At 51.8% G+C, this 18,557-nt stretch carries 15 protein-coding genes; 10 read left to right on the top strand and 5 right to left on the bottom strand.

Features of this window, described 5'->3' with window-relative positions:
• Positions 1 to 55 precede the first annotated feature (55 nt).
• Positions 56 to 949, top strand: a complete 894-nt coding sequence (gene metF / locus UF06_RS06810; RefSeq protein WP_045569771.1) for a methylenetetrahydrofolate reductase — start codon at positions 56 to 58, stop codon at positions 947 to 949.
• A 162-nt stretch (positions 950 to 1,111) separates the two neighbouring features.
• Here the strand turns inward: metF and UF06_RS06805 are convergent, their stop codons facing one another.
• The 3 genes from UF06_RS06805 to argE all read right to left on the bottom strand — a co-directional run bounded on the left by UF06_RS06805 (position 1,112) and on the right by argE (position 6,216).
• On the bottom strand, positions 1,112 to 1,651 hold the full coding sequence (locus UF06_RS06805) for a PadR family transcriptional regulator (protein WP_045569770.1): 540 nt from the start codon (positions 1,649 to 1,651) through the stop codon (positions 1,112 to 1,114).
• A 566-nt stretch (positions 1,652 to 2,217) separates the two neighbouring features.
• On the bottom strand, positions 2,218 to 4,851 hold the full coding sequence (gene ppc / locus UF06_RS06800) for a phosphoenolpyruvate carboxylase (RefSeq protein WP_045569769.1): 2,634 nt from the start codon (positions 4,849 to 4,851) through the stop codon (positions 2,218 to 2,220).
• A gap of 228 nt (positions 4,852 to 5,079) precedes the next feature.
• Positions 5,080 to 6,216 (bottom strand): acetylornithine deacetylase, encoded by a 1,137-nt coding sequence (argE, locus tag UF06_RS06795; protein WP_045569768.1) that lies wholly within the window; start codon positions 6,214 to 6,216, stop codon positions 5,080 to 5,082.
• A gap of 148 nt (positions 6,217 to 6,364) precedes the next feature.
• On the opposite strand from argE, the gene argC reads away from it, so the two are divergent.
• From argC to argH, 4 genes are all read left to right on the top strand, one after another.
• Positions 6,365 to 7,369: an N-acetyl-gamma-glutamyl-phosphate reductase gene (gene argC, locus UF06_RS06790; RefSeq protein ID WP_045569767.1), complete on the top strand. Its 1,005-nt coding sequence runs from the start codon at positions 6,365 to 6,367 to the stop codon at positions 7,367 to 7,369.
• Between the two features lie 22 nt (positions 7,370 to 7,391).
• The gene (argB, locus tag UF06_RS06785; protein ID WP_045569766.1) at positions 7,392 to 8,180 is read left to right on the top strand and encodes an acetylglutamate kinase; all 789 of its coding nucleotides are present in this window, start codon (positions 7,392 to 7,394) and stop codon (positions 8,178 to 8,180) included.
• Between the two features lie 89 nt (positions 8,181 to 8,269).
• Positions 8,270 to 9,484: an argininosuccinate synthase gene (locus tag UF06_RS06780; RefSeq protein ID WP_045569765.1), complete on the top strand. Its 1,215-nt coding sequence runs from the start codon at positions 8,270 to 8,272 to the stop codon at positions 9,482 to 9,484.
• Between the two features lie 294 nt (positions 9,485 to 9,778).
• Positions 9,779 to 11,653 (top strand): argininosuccinate lyase, encoded by a 1,875-nt coding sequence (gene argH, locus UF06_RS06775; RefSeq protein WP_045569764.1) that lies wholly within the window; start codon positions 9,779 to 9,781, stop codon positions 11,651 to 11,653.
• 160 nt (positions 11,654 to 11,813) lie between these two features.
• Here argH and UF06_RS06770 read toward each other — a convergent pair whose 3' ends face one another.
• A complete protein-coding gene (locus tag UF06_RS06770) occupies positions 11,814 to 12,071 on the bottom strand; it encodes a DUF3624 domain-containing protein (protein WP_045569763.1) in 258 nt (85 codons plus the stop codon).
• A 170-nt stretch (positions 12,072 to 12,241) separates the two neighbouring features.
• Between UF06_RS06770 and oxyR the strand changes: the two genes are divergently transcribed.
• Positions 12,242 to 13,135, top strand: a complete 894-nt coding sequence (oxyR, locus tag UF06_RS06765) for a DNA-binding transcriptional regulator OxyR (protein WP_045569762.1) — start codon at positions 12,242 to 12,244, stop codon at positions 13,133 to 13,135.
• 78 nt (positions 13,136 to 13,213) lie between these two features.
• Here oxyR and UF06_RS06760 read toward each other — a convergent pair whose 3' ends face one another.
• Positions 13,214 to 15,730, bottom strand: a complete 2,517-nt coding sequence (locus tag UF06_RS06760; protein WP_045569761.1) for a PBP1A family penicillin-binding protein — start codon at positions 15,728 to 15,730, stop codon at positions 13,214 to 13,216.
• A 138-nt stretch (positions 15,731 to 15,868) separates the two neighbouring features.
• Between UF06_RS06760 and pilM the strand changes: the two genes are divergently transcribed.
• From pilM to UF06_RS06740, 4 genes are read left to right on the top strand one after another with little or no spacing between them, the layout of a single operon-like run.
• The gene (gene pilM / locus UF06_RS06755) at positions 15,869 to 16,888 is read left to right on the top strand and encodes a type IV pilus assembly protein PilM (RefSeq protein WP_045569760.1); all 1,020 of its coding nucleotides are present in this window, start codon (positions 15,869 to 15,871) and stop codon (positions 16,886 to 16,888) included.
• Positions 16,872 to 17,459 carry a PilN domain-containing protein gene (locus UF06_RS06750; RefSeq protein ID WP_045569759.1) on the top strand — a complete coding sequence of 196 codons (588 nt, stop codon included), beginning with the start codon at positions 16,872 to 16,874 and terminating at the stop codon, positions 17,457 to 17,459. Before pilM ends, UF06_RS06750 begins: the two co-directional genes overlap by 17 nt.
• Positions 17,452 to 18,042, top strand: a complete 591-nt coding sequence (gene pilO / locus UF06_RS06745) for a type 4a pilus biogenesis protein PilO (protein ID WP_045569758.1) — start codon at positions 17,452 to 17,454, stop codon at positions 18,040 to 18,042. The genes UF06_RS06750 and pilO overlap by 8 nt, the downstream gene beginning before the upstream one ends.
• Positions 18,032 to 18,544 (top strand): pilus assembly protein PilP, encoded by a 513-nt coding sequence (locus UF06_RS06740; protein WP_045569757.1) that lies wholly within the window; start codon positions 18,032 to 18,034, stop codon positions 18,542 to 18,544. The genes pilO and UF06_RS06740 overlap by 11 nt, the downstream gene beginning before the upstream one ends.
• Positions 18,545 to 18,557: the final 13 nt, after the last annotated feature.

Genomic DNA, 18,557 nt, shown 5'->3' with positions numbered 1-18,557 from the left:
ACGTCAGTTCGCAACAGTTTGCACGTTTGTGGCAGGTGGTCACAGGGAGAGGAACATGGGCTATACACACGCAAGTCATATTGGCGCTTTAAACCAGAATATCGCTGAGCTTTCAGACAACATCAATGTGTCGTTTGAGTTTTTTCCGCCCAGCACGCCGCAAATGGAAGAGACGCTGTGGAGCTCAGTACAGCGCCTAAAAACCCTGCAACCCAAGTTTGTCTCGGTGACTTACGGGGCCAACTCTGGTGAACGTGACCGTACCCATTCGATCATCAAAGAGATCAAAGCACAAACTGGCCTTGTCGCTGCCCCGCACCTCACCTGTATTGATGCCAACCGTGACGAGCTTATCAACATTGCCAACGACTACTGGGCGAATGGCATCAAAAATATTGTCGCGTTGCGCGGTGATATTCCTCCGAGCGGCGGCGCGCCAGAGATGTACGCCTCTGATCTGGTGACTCTGCTGAAATCGCTGCACGATTTTGATATTTCGGTGGCGGCGTTTCCTGAAGTTCACCCTGAAGCGAAAAGTGCTCAAGCGGATCTGCTCAACCTCAAACGAAAAGTGGATGCGGGTGCGAACCGTGCTATCACGCAGTTCTTTTTCGATGTGGAGAGCTACTTGCGCTTTCGTGACCGCTGCGTAGCGGCTGGGATCGATGTGGAGATCGTCCCAGGTATTTTGCCCGTATCGAACTTTAAGCAGGCGTCGCGTTTTGCAGCGCAGAACAACGTTAAAGTGCCCGGTTGGATGGCGAAACAGTTTGAAGGGCTGGATGATGACCCAGTGACTCGTCAGCTAGTGGGTGCAAGCCAAGCGATTGATATGGTGCGTATTTTAAGCCGAGAAGGGGTGAAAGATTTCCACTTCTACACGCTAAACCGCGCCGAGATGACTTACGCATTGTGTCATACGCTGGGCGTACGTCCCAAGCAAGCTTAACGGTTTGAAGATAGTTTGAAGAGTAAAAGCGGCGCAAAGAGTGCCGCTTTTTATTGAGCGCACTCTTTTGCTTTGAGCAAACAGAGGCAAATAAAAAGGCTGGTATCAAACCAGCCTTATTTGTTTCTCTCGTTAATTAACGAGTGTGATGTGCGCGAACAGTTAGCCGAGAGCTTCCAATTCCGCCAACACTTCGTCTGCCCAGTTGATCCACGTTTCACGTAGCATCAGGTTGCGACGCAGCGTCAAACGCTCTAGGCGACCTTGTTTGTCGAGGGTCGATGGCGTGGCGTAGTAAGCCGCTTCAATCTCTTTGTAGTGAGCGACTAGCTTGCGAGACTCTTCGACCAATTGCGCCAATTGATGGTGGTATGGCGCAGACGGTTGAACCGAACAAGCCATCAGCTTGGCAGAAAATTCGTCACGCACCGTTGGGTGTGCTGTCGGTTGATCAAACCAATCACCAAGCGCCGCACGTCCTGCGTCGGTAATGGAGTAAACTTTACGATCCGGTTTGCCTTCCTGTGGTTCAAGCACACAAGTCACCAGTTCCTGCTCAGCCATTTTGTTGAGCTCGCGGTAAACCTGTTGGTGGCTCGCTTTCCAGAAGTAGCCGATACTGGCTGAGAATTCTTTCGTGATGTCGTAACCGGTAGCATCACGTGTGCTTAAAACGGTCAGAATAACGTGTGGTAATGACATGTCTTCATCCAAATGGTCAATAAACTGTTAACAAGCTGGCTGTACTGCGTTTGCACTCTTATTTGATGCAATTTGTTTTATGTACAGTCAGCACCAACACTGAGTTGGTCCTGTCACCTTAAAAGCCGTTTATCACCTAGGGTGGATGGAATGTTCCATCGAGCTGTGAAAATGATGATTTGATAATTAATTCACAGCGGACGCGTAGTATATCTAAATATAAGCATAAAGTAGAATACATGAGTGGTTTTGCCTAAAAAACTAATAAAATACTAAATAGGCTGCACTTCAAGGCCATGCTCTGCAATGACTGTTTAATAAATGTTCTTTTTGTAGTTTAAAATACTGCTGGCTTGTTGCTTGGTTTGCAGTTGTTAAAGTGATTTATGTCACAGTTTGTTGCTTTTATCTGACGAGTTTTCTGAGTGATGGTGCGTCCATAAGCTGGGAAGTACCGGGGCGCGATGGGCGTAAGAGAGGATAAAACCAGAAAAGATGGCAGCGACAACAAAAAGGCTGCATTTTCATGCAGCCTTGAGATTAATCAGATTCGCCAATGGTGTGGCTTAACCGGTATTGCGCATCCCTGCCGCAATGCCAGCGATGGTTACCATCAAGGCTTCTTCCAACTCTTCCGCCGCTTCTTGCGTTTGACGTGTGCGATACAAAAGTTCAGCTTGCAGCATGTTGAGTGGTTCGATGTAGATATTGCGCAAACGGATCGACTCCTGTCCCCACGGATCGCTTTGCATCAAGTTCTCGTTGTTTTCCACGTTCAGCACGGTTTTGATGTCACGTTGCAACTGTGCCCGCAGTTTATCGCCAAGCGGCAGCAGGGATTCATCTGCCAGGCGCTCATCGTAGTAACGCGAGATCTCGATGTTGCACTTCGAGTACACCATCTCCAGCATGCCAAGACGAGTGGAGAAGAATGGCCATTCGCGACACATCTCTTCCAGAAGCGCTTGATGCCCTTTGTCGATCGAGTATTGAATCGCTTCACCCGCACCGAGCCACGCTGGCAGCAGCAAGCGGTTTTGGCTCCAAGAGAAGATCCACGGAATCGCCCGCAAGCTTTCCACACCGCCATTGGGGTTGCGTTTCGCCGGGCGAGAACCGAGTGGCAGTTTGCCAAGTTCCAGCTCCGGGGTGGCTTGGCGGAAATAAGGGACGAAATCCGGCTCACCGCGCACCACGCTGCGATAGGCTTCGCAGCTCACTTCAGAGAGCACGGTCATCAAATCGCGCCACTCTTGCTTTGGCTCTGGTGGTGGCAGCAGGTTTGCCTCGAGAATCGCGCTGGCGTACATGTTAAAGCTGTTGACCGCCACTTCAGGCAAGCCAAGTTTAAAGCGGATCATCTCGCCTTGCTCGGTCACGCGTAGGCCACCTTTTAGGCTCTTCGGTGGCTGAGAAAGCAGTGCGGCGTGCGCCGGTGCACCGCCACGGCCAATCGTACCGCCGCGGCCGTGGAACAGAGTCAGCTCAATGCCTTCTTGCTCGGCGACTTTCACCAGCGATTCCATCGCGTGGTATTGCGCCCAGCCCGCCGCCATCACACCGGCGTCTTTGGCCGAGTCGGAATAACCGATCATCACCATCTGATGATTTTGGATAAAGCCACGGTAGAGATCGATGCTCATCAGCTGCTTGATCACCGCTTCGGCGTTGTTGAGGTCGTCGAGGGTTTCAAACAACGGGCAGACGTCCATGCGATACGGACAGCCAGATTCTTGCAGCAGCAGGTGAACGGCTAACACGTCCGACGCGGTACGTGCCATGGAGATCACATAGGCGCCAAACGCTTCACGCGGTTGTGCAGCAATGATTTTACAGGTGTCCAGCACTTCTTTAACCGGTTCACTTGGTTGCCAATCACGTGGCAGGAGCGGGCGTTTGGACGCCAGTTCGTTGGTTAAGAAAGCCAGCTTATCTTGCTCGCTCCAGTGATTGTAATCGCCAATGCCGAGATAGCGAGTCAGCTCCGACAGCACATCGGCATGACGGGTGCTCTCTTGGCGCACGTCAAGGCGCACCAGATGCACGCCAAAGGCTTTGACGCGGCGCAGTGCATCGAGCAGCGAGCCGTCTGCAATCATGCTCATGCCGCACTCGCGTAGTGACTGGTAACAGGCCAGCAAGGGCTGCCAAAGTTGGTCGATGTGTTGCAGCGGGGCTTTGACCGCCAGTTTTTGGCCGTTGATCTTGGCGTCCAAAATCTCTTTGGTTTCAGACAGCAGAGTGCGTAGCTGCTTGAGCACTGCGCGATACGGTTCGTGCTCTTCTTCGCCGGCGAGTTGACGCACGGTGTCGTTACACTTGGTCATTGACAGTTCGCTGATCAACTCATTGATGTCTTGAAGATAGAGGTCGGCGGCTTTCCAGCGCGACAGCAGCAGCACTTCGCGCGTCACGCTGTGGGTGACAAACGGGTTACCATCGCGATCGCCACCCATCCAAGAGGAGAAATGTACCGGGCGGGCATCAATCGGCAGCCCTTCACCCAGATACTCTTTCAGGCGCTCATCCAGTTCACGCAGAAAATCGGGTACCGCTTCCCACAGTGAGTTTTCCACCACGGCAAAGCCCCACTTGGCTTCATCCAGCGGTGTTGGGCGCTGCTTGCGGATCACATCTGAGTGCCAACCTTGAGCAATCAACTGTTCTAGGCGTTGTTCGGTTTTGTGACGCTCTTTGGAGGAGAGATCGCCAAGTTCCAGCTTCGACAAACACTCGTTGATCTTGACCAGTTTGTTGATCATGGTGCGACGGGTGATTTCCGTCGGGTGCGCGGTCAGAACCAGTTCAATATTCAGTTCACGCAGCGCTTGCGCGGTATCAAGTTTGCTGACGCCGTTTTGGCTTAGCTTGGCAAACAAGGTGTTGAACGCATCCGGTTCGCAGACGTGCGAATCGCAATGGCGTGAAATGGTGTGGTATTGCTCGGCGATATTGGTCAGGTTCAGAAATTGGTTGAACGCACGGGCCACCGGCGTTAGTTGCTCGTCTGGCAGATTTTTAATTTCTTCAATCAGGTTGTCGCGATCCGCCTGATTGCCAGCGCGGGCAGATTTGGAGAGTTTACGAATCGTCTCCACCTTCTCTAAGATTTCGTCACCGTGTGCTTCTTGTATGGTGTTGCCCAACAAGTGCCCCAACATGCTGACATTACTCCTGAGAGCGGCGTATTTCTCGTTCATTGTCGTCCTGCCTCGTAAAAAAATTACATCCAATGTTCCTTGTTAAGGTCACAATCTAGCGAAATTTGTTGTAACTAGTCAAATAAAGCAGACTTAGTTTGCAAATATTCCTTCGCAGTGCTGATTTAACGCAAATTATGCCTTAATGAATAAACGATACTGAAAGTTAATTACAATCTAGCCGTGGCGGATTGGCGCAAAGCCACGGCTGTTGTCATCCCCTTCTGCTCAAAAACAGTACTGACGCATCGCTTTGCGCAAAATGTCGGTAGTCGGCTCGATAAAGTCAAAAGAGAGAAACTCATCGGGCTGATGCGCTTGATCAATCGAGCCCGGGCCAAGCACTAAGGTTGGACACAATTGCTGCAAAAACGGCGCTTCGGTGCAGTAGTTGACGGTTTGTGACTCGCTGCCGCACAGCTTTTCGACTCCGTGAATAAACGGATGGTCGTGCTGGCATTCATAGCCCGGGATGGGATCATGCAGTGGCACGATGTCAATCCGCCCCGGCCATTTGGCTTCGACCTCTTTGAGCGCGCCGCGCAGCAGATTATTGAGGCCATCAAGGCTGATGCCGGGCAGTGGGCGCACATCGTAATGCAGTTCACAGCAGCCACAAATGCGGTTGGCACTGTCGCCGCCGTGGATGTGGCCGAGGTTGAGTGTCGGTCCGGGAATGGCGAACCCTGGGTTGTGGTATTCCTTAATGAGGCGATCGCGCAGTTGCATCAGCGCAAACAGCACTTCATGCATGATTTCGATGGCATTGACGCCGAGCGAGGGATCTGACGAGTGGCCCGATTTGCCCGTCACACGTACCACGTTGGCCACATGGCCTTTATGTCCGCGTACGGGCACTAAGCTGGTTGGCTCACCGATGATGCAGTAATCTGGTTTGTAAGGGGTGTGGGCGCTGAAATGACGTGCGCCAAGCATAGTGGTCTCTTCATCGCAGGTCGCGAGCACGTACAGCGGCTTACTCTGCCCTGTCCAGTCCATGCGCTTGGCGGCTTCATAAATAAAGGCGAAAAAGCCTTTCATATCGGCGGTGCCGAGGCCGTAAAACTTGTTGTCTTTCTCGGTGAGTTGATGTGGGTCGAAACTCCAGCGCCCTTGATCAAAGGGGACAGTATCACTGTGTCCGGCCAGTAGCAGGCCGCCTTCTCCTTGGCCCTTTTTGGCCAGCATATTGAATTTGCCAGGTTCCACTTCGACAACCTCGACCGCAAAACCCAACGCGCTAAACCAATCGGCCAGTTTGGCGATCACCTCACGGTTGCCTTGATCCCAACTTGGGTCGCTGGAACTGATGGATGGTGTCGCGATCAAGCCGCGGTAAACCTCAAGAAAACTTGGTAATTGCATAGATTCTTCACTTCCCCTGTTGACAGTTGGGTAACAAAAAGGTAAAACACATATTAACTCATATTTAATGAATAAAAAATCAATATAAAGCAAAAATTAAATATGAATAGTCACTTTTGTTTCCCTTTTGCTTTACGGATATATTGAGATGTTAAAGACAACAATTATAGGCGCCAGCGGCTACACCGGTGCGGAATTGGCTCTGATGGTGCAAAAACATCCTGAGCTCACGCTAGCAGGTTTGTATGTCTCCGCCAATAGCGCGGACGCCGGTAAGTGTATCTCTCAATTGCACGGAAAATTGGCGGGCGTGGTAGAGATGGACGTTCTACCGTTAAGCGATCCTCAAGCCGTGGCCGAGCAGTGTGATGTGGTGTTTCTTGCCACCGCGCACGAAGTCAGCCACGACTTAGCGCCGATCTTTCTCGAACAAGGCTGTCAGGTTTTTGATCTTTCTGGCGCGTTTCGCGTCAAAGGCGACGATTTTTACCCCACCTACTATGGGTTTGAGCACCAGCACGTCAGTTGGCTCGACAAAGCGGCGTATGGCTTAGCGGAGTGGAACGAGAGCGCGATTGTGCAAAGTCAGCTGATTGCGGTCGCTGGGTGTTACCCAACCGCATCGCAACTTGCGATCAAACCGCTGCTGGCGAAAGAGTTGCTCGATACCGCGCAGTGGCCGGTGATTAACGCCACCAGTGGCGTTTCTGGTGCGGGGCGCAAAGCCTCCATGACCAACAGTTTTTGCGAAGTGAGCTTGCAAGCTTACGGCGTATTCAACCACAGACATCAGCCTGAAATCGCCAACCATCTTGGTTGTGAGGTGATCTTTACCCCGCATCTTGGCAATTTCAAACGTGGCATCCTCGCGACGGTGACCATGAAACTCAAAGCGGGTGTCACCTTAGAGCAAGTCAACGCCGCGTTTGAAGCGGCTTATGCTGGCAAACCTGCGGTGCGTTTAAAAGGCGACGTGCTGCCTCGCTTACAAGAGGTGGAAATGACGCCGTTTTGCGACCTCGGATGGAAGGTGCAAGGCGAACATATCATTGTCATTTCAGCGATCGACAATCTGCTGAAAGGCGCATCCAGTCAGGCGATGCAATGCCTGAATATTCATTACGGTTTTTCACCACTGACAGCCTTGCTGTAGTAGCCGGAGTAAGGAAAGAACCATGACTCAGTCTCTCAATCCACTTGTGATCAAATTAGGCGGTGCAGCGCTTTCCTGCACAAAGACATTAAGTCAGCTCTTTGGAGCGATTGCAGCCTATCAGCAAAAAGCGCAGCGACAGATCGTCATCGTCCATGGTGGCGGTTATCTGGTGGATGAACTGATGGAAAAACTTCAGTTGCCGACGGTGAAGAAAAACGGCCTACGCGTGACGCCTTACGATCAGATGCCGATCATTGCTGGCGCACTGGCTGGCACGGCGAACAAACTGTTGCAAGGTCAAGCCATTGCCGATGGTCTGAACGCGGTTGGCTTGAGCTTAGCCGACGGCGGTCTGTGTCAAGTGGAAGAGCTTGACGCCGAGCTTGGCGCGGTGGGTAAAGCCACACCGGGTGATGCTACCTTGCTAGGCGCGATTTTAGCCACGGGCGCGCTGCCGATCATCAGCTCAATCGGCTTAACGCCGAGTGGTCAACTGATGAATGTTAACGCCGACCAAGCGGCGGTGGCGGTTGCCGGGGCGCTGGACGCGGAGTTGGTTCTGCTCTCTGACGTTAGCGGCGTGCTGGATGGCAAAGGTCACTTAATCAAGAGTTTGACCGAAGCCGAAGCCGATGCGCTGATCGCTGGCAAAGTGATCACCGACGGCATGATCGTCAAAGTGAAAGCCGCCTTGGAAGCGGCCAACGATTTGGGCCGGGCGATTGAAGTCGCGACCTGGCGCTACCCAGATAAATTGGAAAGGCTGTTTGCCGGTCAAAGCATCGGTACACAGTTTGTCCCCGCTTAAGCGGAAATTTTTGTAAGCCTTATCAGACACAGAATGAATGAGTATGGCACTGACCGCCGAGTGCAGCGCCACACCAACGGAGAATTAAAATGAGCAAGTTAAATGTAAATAAAGTGGTCGTCGCGTACTCAGGCGGATTGGATACCTCAGTCATCATCCCTTGGCTAAAAGAGAACTACGACTGCGAAGTGGTGGCGTTTGTGGCCGATGTCGGCCAAGGCGAAGAAGAGCTGGTTGGCATTGAAGAGAAAGCCAAAGCGTCGGGCGCTTCTGAGTGCTACGTGGTCGATCTGAAAGAGGAGTTGGTGGCCGATTACATCTACCCAACGCTGAAAACCGGTGCTTACTACGAAGGCAAATACCTACTGGGTACCTCAATGGCGCGCCCGGTGATTGCCAAAGCGCAAGTAGAAATCGCACGTAAAGTGGGCGCAGATGCGTTGTGCCACGGCTGTACAGGTAAGGGCAACGACCAAGTGCGTTTTGAAGGGGCGTTTGCAGCGCTTGCACCAGATCTCAAAGTGATTGCGCCTTGGCGTGAATGGGATTTGGTCAGCCGTGAGCAGTGTCTGGATTATTTGGCTGAGCGCAATATTCCGTGTGCCGCGTCACTCACCAAAATTTATTCGCGTGATGCCAACGCATGGCACATCTCGACCGAAGGTGGCGTGCTAGAAAGCACTTGGAATGCGCCCAATGAAGATTGCTGGGTGTGGACCGTCGATCCTGAGCAAGCGCCGAATGAGCCAGAGTACGTTACCGTGCAAGTGGAAAAAGGCGAAGTGGTGGGTGTCGATGGCGAACCGATGACGCCATACAACGCGCTGGTTTACCTCAACGAGAAAGGCGCGAAACATGGTGTGGGTCGTATCGATATCGTGGAAAACCGTCTGGTTGGCATGAAATCACGTGGCTGCTACGAAACCCCAGGGGGCACCATCATGATGGAAGCTCTGCGTGCGGTAGAGCAGTTGGTACTGGATAAAACCTCGTTTGAATTCCGTGAAGAGCTGGGCGTGAAAGCTTCGCACCTGGTATACGATGGCCGTTGGTTCACGCCGCTGCGTAAATCCATCATGGCGGCGGCGGATGAGCTGGCGCAAGATGTCAACGGCGAAGTGGTTGTGAAGCTGTATAAAGGTCAAGCAACGGTGACGCAAAAACGTTCAGAGAACAGCCTCTACTCAGAAGAGTTTGCCACCTTTGGTGCCGACGAGGTGTATGATCACAGCCACGCAGGCGGTTTTATTCGTCTTTACTCGCTTTCAAGCCGTATCCGTGCGTTGAACAATCTGAAAAAATAAGCTCTCTGAAAAAATAAGCCCTCTGAAGAAAAAGATTCTTCAGTTAAGGTAACAATATCCAAGGCCTGTCGAGTGATCGACAGGCTTTTTCGTTCTCTGCGGCACTCACGACAAACAGCAAGTAAATCATTTCAAATTTCATGAATAAATATGTAGAAATAATGAATTAATACTTTATTTTTTGGTGGAATTGCCGTAACGTTGGCACATAAGAAAAAGTGAGCAAATTGCCTGCATTTTGGCTAACACTTGTTAACAACACCACAGTAAGCAATAGTCATCAGGAGAGACACAATGGCATTATGGGGCGGAAGATTTACCCAGGCGGCAGATACTAGGTTCAAAGAGTTTAACGATTCATTGCGCTTTGATTACCGATTGGCCGAGCAAGACATTGTGGGCTCGATTGCCTGGTCGAAGGCATTGCTTTCAGTCAATGTGCTTAGCCAAGAAGAGCAGCAAAAGCTGGAACTGGCGCTCAACGAGCTTAAGCTCGAAGTGATGGAAGATCCGCACCAAATTTTGCGCTCGGATGCAGAAGACATTCACTCTTGGGTCGAGCAGCAGTTGATCGGCAAAGTGGGCGATCTGGGTAAAAAGCTGCACACTGGCCGTTCGCGCAATGACCAAGTGGCAACCGATCTGAAACTGTGGTGCCGTCAGCAAGGTCAACAATTGTTGCTGGCGCTCGATCGGCTGCAAGCCCAGATGGTTGGCGTGGCGAAACAGCATCAAGCCACAGTATTACCCGGCTACACCCACCTGCAACGTGCTCAGCCTGTAACGTTCGCTCACTGGTGCTTGGCATACGTTGAGATGTTTGAGCGCGACTATTCACGCCTGAGTGATGCTCTGCAGCGTTTGGACACTTGCCCGCTTGGCTCGGGCGCGCTGGCAGGGACTGCTTATCCGATTGATCGCGAGCAGTTGGCGCACAATCTCGGTTTTCGCCGCGCAACGCGCAACTCGCTCGATTCGGTGTCGGATCGCGACCACGTGATGGAGCTGATGTCGGTGGCGTCGATCTCGATGTTGCACCTCTCTCGCCTCGCGGAAGACATGATCTTCTATAACTCTGGTGAGTCCGGTTTTATTGAGTTAGCCGATACCGTTACTTCTGGCTCTTCCTTGATGCCGCAGAAGAAAAACCCGGATGCGCTGGAGTTGATTCGTGGCAAAACAGGTCGGGTTTATGGCGCATTGGCGGGCATGATGATGACGGTCAAAGCTCTGCCACTGGCGTACAACAAAGACATGCAGGAAGACAAAGAAGGGCTGTTTGACGCGCTCGATACCTGGAACGATTGTATGGAGATGGCCGCGCTCTGTTTTGATGGCATCAAAGTAAACAGTGAACGCACGCTGGAAGCGGCTAAGCAGGGCTATGCCAACTCAACCGAACTGGCGGATTATCTGGTCGCCAAAGGCATTCCGTTCCGTGAAGCGCACCATATTGTCGGGGTGGCGGTGGTCGGCGCAATTGCCAAAGGCTGCGCGCTGGAAGAGCTCTCACTTGATGAGCTGAAAGCCTTCTCGCCAGTGATTGAGCAAGATGTCTATCAGATCCTCACTATCGAATCGTGTTTGGAAAAACGCAGTGCCCTTGGCGGCGTATCACCCAAGCAAGTGGCTTACGCTGTGGAGCAAGCCGACAAGCGCTTAGCGCAGCGTGATGCCTCAGCGGTCAAAGTGCGTCCGGCACGTTTGACCGACATTGAAGCGCTCGAAAGCATGGTCGCTTACTGGGCCAATATGGGGGAAAACTTGCCGCGTTCACGCAATGAACTAGTGCGCGACATTGGCTCGTTTGCCGTGGCAGAGCATCAAGGCGAAGTGACTGGGTGTGCCTCTCTGTATGTGTACGATTCGGGCTTGGCAGAAATTCGTTCGCTAGGCATTGAGGCGGGCTGGCAAGGGCAAGGGCAAGGAACAGCGATAGTGCACTATTTGCTGGCGAAAGCGCGGCAAATGGCGATCAAAAAAGTGTTTGTGCTCACCCGTACGCCGGAATTTTTTATGAAGCAGAGCTTTATTCCCACCTCAAAATCATTGCTGCCAGAGAAGGTGCTAAAAGATTGTGACCAGTGTCCGCGTCAGCATGCGTGTGATGAAGTGGCGTTGGAAGTGAACCTTTTTGAGCAAGTGATTGCACGGGCGCATGTTGCATAGCTCTGTTTTTATTGACTATTTTAAGTTTCTTATAAAAAAGTTAAAAAAAGCGAATTTTTGCGGAACCAACATAAAGCAGTGCGGTCTACTTAGTACCACTGCTTTTTCTTAGAACGAATCTAAGAAGGCCCCGAAACCGGAATTGGTTTTGGGGCTTTTTTTATTTGCGCGCATCGTTTTGTCTCGCTCGCCAAGGCAAAATCACATACTTCATCCATAAATGCAGGAAGAGCAGAGCGTTAAACGCAAACCCCGCCACAATCAGCGCGATCGACTCAATAGAATTCGGTTGCTCTCGAAACGCCAACCACCAGACAATCCAGCACAGCACCGACAAAACGGTAAGCTGATCCATACAGCGCTTGCATCGCCCAATCTTTTGCCAGAACCAATGTTCACTACATGTTTTACAGCCCATTGCTTTCCTCCCACGCCACGGATGCCAGTATAAACATAAAAGGCAGAGAACCGAATCTTGGCCAAGTATGGCTTGATTATAAGCGTAGCTCTCCAGTATGGTAAAAAAGTTTTGATAGCTCTAATCGTTTAATGCTATGGTTTCAATAGTCAAATTCGATTGAGGTTGCGATGAATATCCGAGACTTGGAATATCTGGTGTCACTGGCGGAGCACAAACATTTTCGTAAAGCGGCGGAGGCCTGTTTTGTCAGCCAGCCGACACTGAGTGGGCAGATCCGTAAGTTAGAAGAAGAAATTGGCACCATTCTGTTGGAGCGTAGTAGCCGCCGAGTGCTGTTTACCGATGCGGGTTTGCAACTGGTCGATCAGGCGAAAGTGATCCTGCGTGAAGTAAAAACCTTCAAAGAGATGGCCAGTGGGCAAAATGGTGAAATGAGTGGTCCGATGCACATCGGTTTTATTCCTACCTTGGGACCCTATTTATTGCCACGTATTATTCCGCAGTTGAAAGAACGTTACCCTGAGCTGGAGCTGTTTCTGCATGAAGCACAAACGCAGCAATTGATCAGCCAACTGGAAGCGGGCAAGTTAGACTGCCTCATCTTGGCGTCGGTCGCGGAAACCGAGCCGTTCAAAGAGATCGACATTTATCATGAGCCGCTCAGTATCGCCGTGCCCTTAAATCATGAGTGGGCCAAACAAGATCAGTTGGACATGTTAGAGCTGAATGGCAAAACGGTGTTGGCGCTGGGGGATGGCCACTGCCTGCGCGATCAGGCCCTTGGTTTTTGTTTTGCGGCGGGCGCACGCGATGACGAGCGTTTTAAGGCCACCAGTTTAGAAACGCTGCGTAACATGGTGGCCGCTGGCGCTGGGATTACTTTGCTGCCGGAGCTCTCCTTGCCGAAAGAGAAAGAGAAAGATGGCGTCTGCTATCTCAAAGCGGTGAATCCGGTGCCGTCACGCAAAATTGTCTTGGCTTATCGCCCAGGTTCGCCACTGCGTGGGCGTTTTGAACAGTTGGCGAAAACCATCAGCGATATTCTCACTCAGCGAGCGTAACGGCGCGGTTGCATGTCAGATAAACAAAAGGTTGCTTCGCCAAGCAACCTTTTTACTTTATTGTTCTGGTAAGTGGGCTTAGAACAGCCCGTTATCACTGCCATCGCCAGAACTGGAATAGATGCTCTCTTCACTGTGCTCAGAGACGTACTGCGTTGGCTCCGTACCTTTGATGAAGTACTCGAACATCGAGCTCTCATCCACTTTGTGGGTCAAGAGGCCCGTGTCGCGATCAATGCGCACTCGTACGATGTCAGCTGGAACGACTTTCTCTTGCTGGGGCAGGCTATCAAGCGCTTGCTGCATGAAGTCGATCCACGCTGGTTGCGCGGTTTTTGCACCCGATTCAGCGCCTGAAATAACCTCCTTGCTGAGGTTACGGTTCAAGGTGGTTTTGCCCAGTGCGCGACTGTGGTCATCAAAACCGACCCAAGCAATCGCCACTAAACCAGGGCCATAACCGTTGTACCACGCGTCTTTTGAATCGTTGGTTGTCCCGGTTTTACCGCCAATATCGCGGCGGTTGAGGGTTTGGGCGCGCCAGCCTGTGCCATTCCACCCCGTACCTTCACGCCAGTTACCGCCGCCCCAAATGTTGCTGTACATCATTTCGCGCAGAATAAAGGCGTTCTGTTCACTGATCACCTGCGGCGCGTGCAAGTTATCTTCATCCTGCTCGTTAAACTGCTCGGCCTGCGGATCGCGGTTTGGCGTTTGGCATGCGTCGCGACAGATGGTTTTGGGTTGCGCTTCAATGACGGTATTGCCATAGGCGTCGTCAATACGGCTGATGTAAAAAGGCTCGACGTAGTATCCGCCGTTGGCGAATACCGAGAAACCTTGCGCCATTTTCATCGGCGTCAAACTGCCTGCACCAAGAGCAATGGTCTCGGAGCGAGGAAGCTGATCCAGTTCAAAGCCAAAACGGGTCAAATACTGGCGCGCTTCATCCAAACCGACTTCACGCAGCGTTCTAACCGCCATGACGTTTTTCGATGTGGCAAGACCAATTCGCACTCGCGTTGGACCTGAATAGGTCGGCGGAGAATTTTTAGGACGCCATGCGGTGCCTTGGCTCTCATCCCACTTGTTGATGGGTGCATCGTTGATTAAGGTCGCTAAGGTCATCCCTTTGTCGATCGCCGCGGAATAGATGAAAGGTTTGATGCTCGAACCAACCTGACGAACCGACATAGTGGCGCGGTTAAACTTGTTGTGCACAAAGTTAAAACCGCCGACCAGAGAAAGCACCGCGCCGTTTTCCGGGTTCATCGCAACAAAGGCGGTGTTGGCATTCGGTACTTGGCTTAGGTGCCAACTGGTGCTGGTTTCCCCTTGCTCATTGTGCTGGGTGATTTGACGCACCCATATTTGTTCCCCTGGGGCCAAAATATCGCTGGCGGTTTTCGGATCATCGCCCTGACGCTCATCGGTCAGGAAGCGTCGCGCCCAGCTCATGCCTTCCCAAGCAATGGTTTGTTGCTGCTGACGTTTGACCCAAACCGTGGCTTGCTTACCGCTCACTTTGGTCACAATCGCGGGGACCAGTTCACCATAGGTCGGCTGGTCATTGAGATGGCTGTCCATCTTCTCGCTGTCCCAAGGGGTCTGGTCTGCTTTCCACAGCACGCTTTCTGCGCCGCGATAGCCATGACGCTCATCGTAGGCCAGCAGGTTGTTGATCGCCGCGTTATTGGCGGCTTCTTGCAGCTTGGAATCGACCGTCATGTAGACATTCATGCCCGAGGTGTAAGCTTTCTCTTCGCCGTACTGCTGCACCATCCACGCGCGCGCTAGCTCAGCTACATACGGGGCATTGAGTTCAATCTCTGCACCGTGATATTGCGCGATCAAAGGTTCTGAACGTGCCGCGTCATACTCTTCTTGGCTGATGTACTTCTCATCCAGCATGCGCATCAACACCACATTGCGGCGATTGGTCGCGCGTTCAAGTGAGTAGAGTGGGTTGAGGGTCGAAGGGGCTTTCGGCATACCCGCCAGCGTGGCGATTTCACCCAGCGTCAAATCGTGCAGATCTTTACCAAAGTAGACGCGTGCCGCCGCGCCAAAGCCATACGAGCGGTAACCAAGGAAGATTTTGTTGACGTACAGCTCCATGATCTCCTGCTTGCTCAGCAGTTGCTCAATGTGGATAGCAATAAAGATCTCTTTCACTTTGCGCATCAACTTCTTCTCATTGGAGAGGAAGAAGTTACGTGCCAACTGTTGGGTAATGGTACTCGCCCCTTGCTTGGCGGAGCCTGACATGGCCACGACCAGCGCCGCTCGGGTGATACCAATCGGGTCGATGCCGTAGTGGTCATAAAAACGGCTGTCTTCCGTGGCGATCAGCGCGTTAATCAACTGACGAGGAATTTGTTCGTAGGTGACCGGAATTCGGCGTTTCTCACCAAATTGTGCGATCAACTTGCCATCTTGGCTGAAGACCTGCATCGGGGTCTGCAATTCCACATTTTTTAATGCCGCCACATCTGGTAGGTCGGGTTTAACGTATTGATAAAACCCAAATATTGTAGTGACTCCAAGAATTATGCAAACCAATGCAAAGATAAGTAAACGCTTTATGAACTTCACCGGAGAATCCCTGTTTAGTTGAGGCTGTATGACGGCAAACCCTTGTACTCTAGGCTAAAAATTTAGCTCTTGCGTTATTAACTCTCATTTGACGGCTAATAACAACCTTTTGAGCTAAGAAAATGGGAGCAGTTGGAGATGGGTAAACCCTTAGTTACCGGGATTGATATTGGTCATCGTAGCCTCAAGGCTGTCATTCTGAAACCCGCAGGAAATAGCTATGCCTTGCTGGGATATAAAGAAATTGTATTTGAGCGCGCTATTGTCGCCGAAAACCACACTCTGAATCATCAGGAAATTGTCAATACGCTTAAAGTCCTGAACAAAGAGTTGCCGCGTTTCCGTCGTCAGGTGGCGCTGGCCGTGCCGGATAGTGCCGTGATCAGCAAGCAATTGCAAATTGAACCGATAGAAGATGAGAAAGAGTGTGAAATCGCCATTTTGCAGGCTTTTTCCCATCAATCGCCATTTCCGGTCGATGAGCTGAATATTGATTATGTGCGCTTGCATGAACCCGCGCAGAGTAAAAGCGCCAGCCAGAGCGTGCAGATCTTTGCCACCAAAAAAGAGGTGGTCGAGAGTCGGGTGCGCGCTGCGCGAGCGGTGAGGTTGAAACCGGTGTTGGTGGATATGCACGCCCACTGCTTGTTTAACCTGCGAGATCTGGCGGCGCAGCGATACCCAGACAAAAGTGCTTTTTGTTTGTTGGATGTCGGTGCGCAATCCACCTCGCTGATTATTCATCAGCGCGAGAAAACGCACTTCATCAAAGAGTTTGCATACGGCGTTGAGCACCTGAACGCTGCGATTGGCGATGAGTTCAGTGCCCATGATGCGCAAGAGAAAACCGAGCGCTTTATAGTGGAGATGGTGGATCGCGTCGCGCGTCAGTTGCAGCTCTTTCAGTCCATCAATAGCCAAGACAAGCCACAAGGGCTTTGGTTGTGTGGCGAGGGAGCGGCGACGCCTCTGTTGCTCGAGGCGCTCTCTCGTCGTTTGTCGTTGGAGTGCGAACTGCTCAATCCGCTCGGTCTGTTTGAGATGAAAGTGGCACGCAAAAAACGTCGCAGTGTTGACTGGCACCACTTTTCGGTCGCCGCTGGGCTAGCCATCGGTGGGATTCAATGGTTGGAGAACAAACATGAAGCACACCATTAACCTTCTGCCGTGGCGCGAATATCAGCGAGAAGAGCATCGACGCCGTTTTGTTGGGGTGCTGATTTTAGGTGTGCTGATCGCGGTGGCGATTCAGTGGGGGATCGGCCAATACGTGAATTATCAGCAGCGCTTGCAGCAAGATCGCCTCAACTACCTAAACCACTACATCGCCCAATTGGATCAGCGTATCCAAGCGATGAAGATCGCTAAAGAAGAACACGGCCAGATCTTAGCGCGTCTGAAGGTGGTGGAATCACTGCAAGCGCAGCGTAACAACACCACTGAATTGATGAACCTGATGCCAAATGTCATCCCTGAAGGGGTTTACGTCGACAAGATCAAAATGAGCGACCAGCAAGTGGAAATGGCGGGCATTAGCGACAGCACGGCGCGCCTTGCCACCATGTTGGACAATCTAGAGCGATCGGAGGCGATTTACGACGTTGAGATGCACTCCATCGTGCATGGCAAAGAGCGTTTTGGCAAAGCGTTTCAGACCTTCACCGTCTCTTTTATGTTTGGCGTGAAACCACAACCCGTACCGGTACTGGCGGAGGCAAATCATGGTTGATTGGCAGGATCTCGATATCGACGAAATTGCGGAGTGGCCATTGTTGCCACAAAGCTTGGTGGTGCTACTACTGATGATGATCATTCAGGGCTTTGGCTACTGGTTCTATTTGCAACCCGAGCAAGAGGCGTTGCAACGGGCGGTGGAAGAGGAGCAAAACCTCAAAGTCGCGCTGCGCATCAAAGCCAACAAAGCGGCCGCCTTGCCACAGCTTCAGTCTCAGTTGGATGAGTTGTCAAAACGCTACGACTATTTGCTCCAGCAACTGCCCGCGCAAAAGGAGCTAGCGACCTTGCTCGCGTCGGTCAATGAACTCGGGCTTGAAAACGATCTCACTTTTACCCGCATCGATTGGGGGGAAAAACTGAGCAAGGACTTCCTATATCAGCTCCCTCTCAACATTGAACTGACCGGGAATTACAACGACATCGGCCAGTTTTCCCAAGCGATCGCCGAGCTGCCGCGCATCATTAGCTTTAGCGACGTCACTTGGCAGCGGGTCAGTTTGGAAAGCAGCACACTGCATTTTCGCGTTAAAGCCAACACGTACCAGTTTAAGCCGGAGGTGACCCATGAAAAGTAGCGGGTGGATGTTCTTGGTTGTGTTGCTGTTGGCAGGCTGTCGCGCCAACAGTGACTCTTTAGATGACTTTTTGCGTCAGGTGGAATCACAGGCTCGCCAAGAGGTCGCCAAGCTCAAACCTGAAGAGGAATATGTCGCGACATCGTACGCTTCGGCGGCGCTGCGCTTGCCATTTGAACTGCCCAAAGAAGCGGTGATAGCCACCCAGCCGGTGGTGAAAAAAGAGTGCTGGCAACCCGCTGATCGCACGCGATCCGGACGCTTAGAACGCTACCCGCTCAGCCAACTGCGTTTAAAAGGCATCATGGGCAGCGGTAACTCCGTTTCCGGCTTAGTGCAAACTCCGCAAGGAACGGTCGAACGTGTGCTTGCGGGGCAATACATTGGGCAGAACAACGGCAAAGTGACGCTGATTACCCCCTCGTATTTAATGATCAATGAAACCTTACCCGATGGGCTAGGTTGTTGGCAGCAGCGTAAAGTCAAGCTGGCATTGAGATAGGCAAAGATACCAC

Origin of the sequence: Vibrio sp. S234-5 (assembly GCF_000960595.1) — a bacterium.
Taxonomy (GTDB): Bacteria; Pseudomonadota; Gammaproteobacteria; order Enterobacterales; family Vibrionaceae; genus Vibrio.
This window is presented reverse-complemented; position numbering and strand designations above follow the sequence as displayed.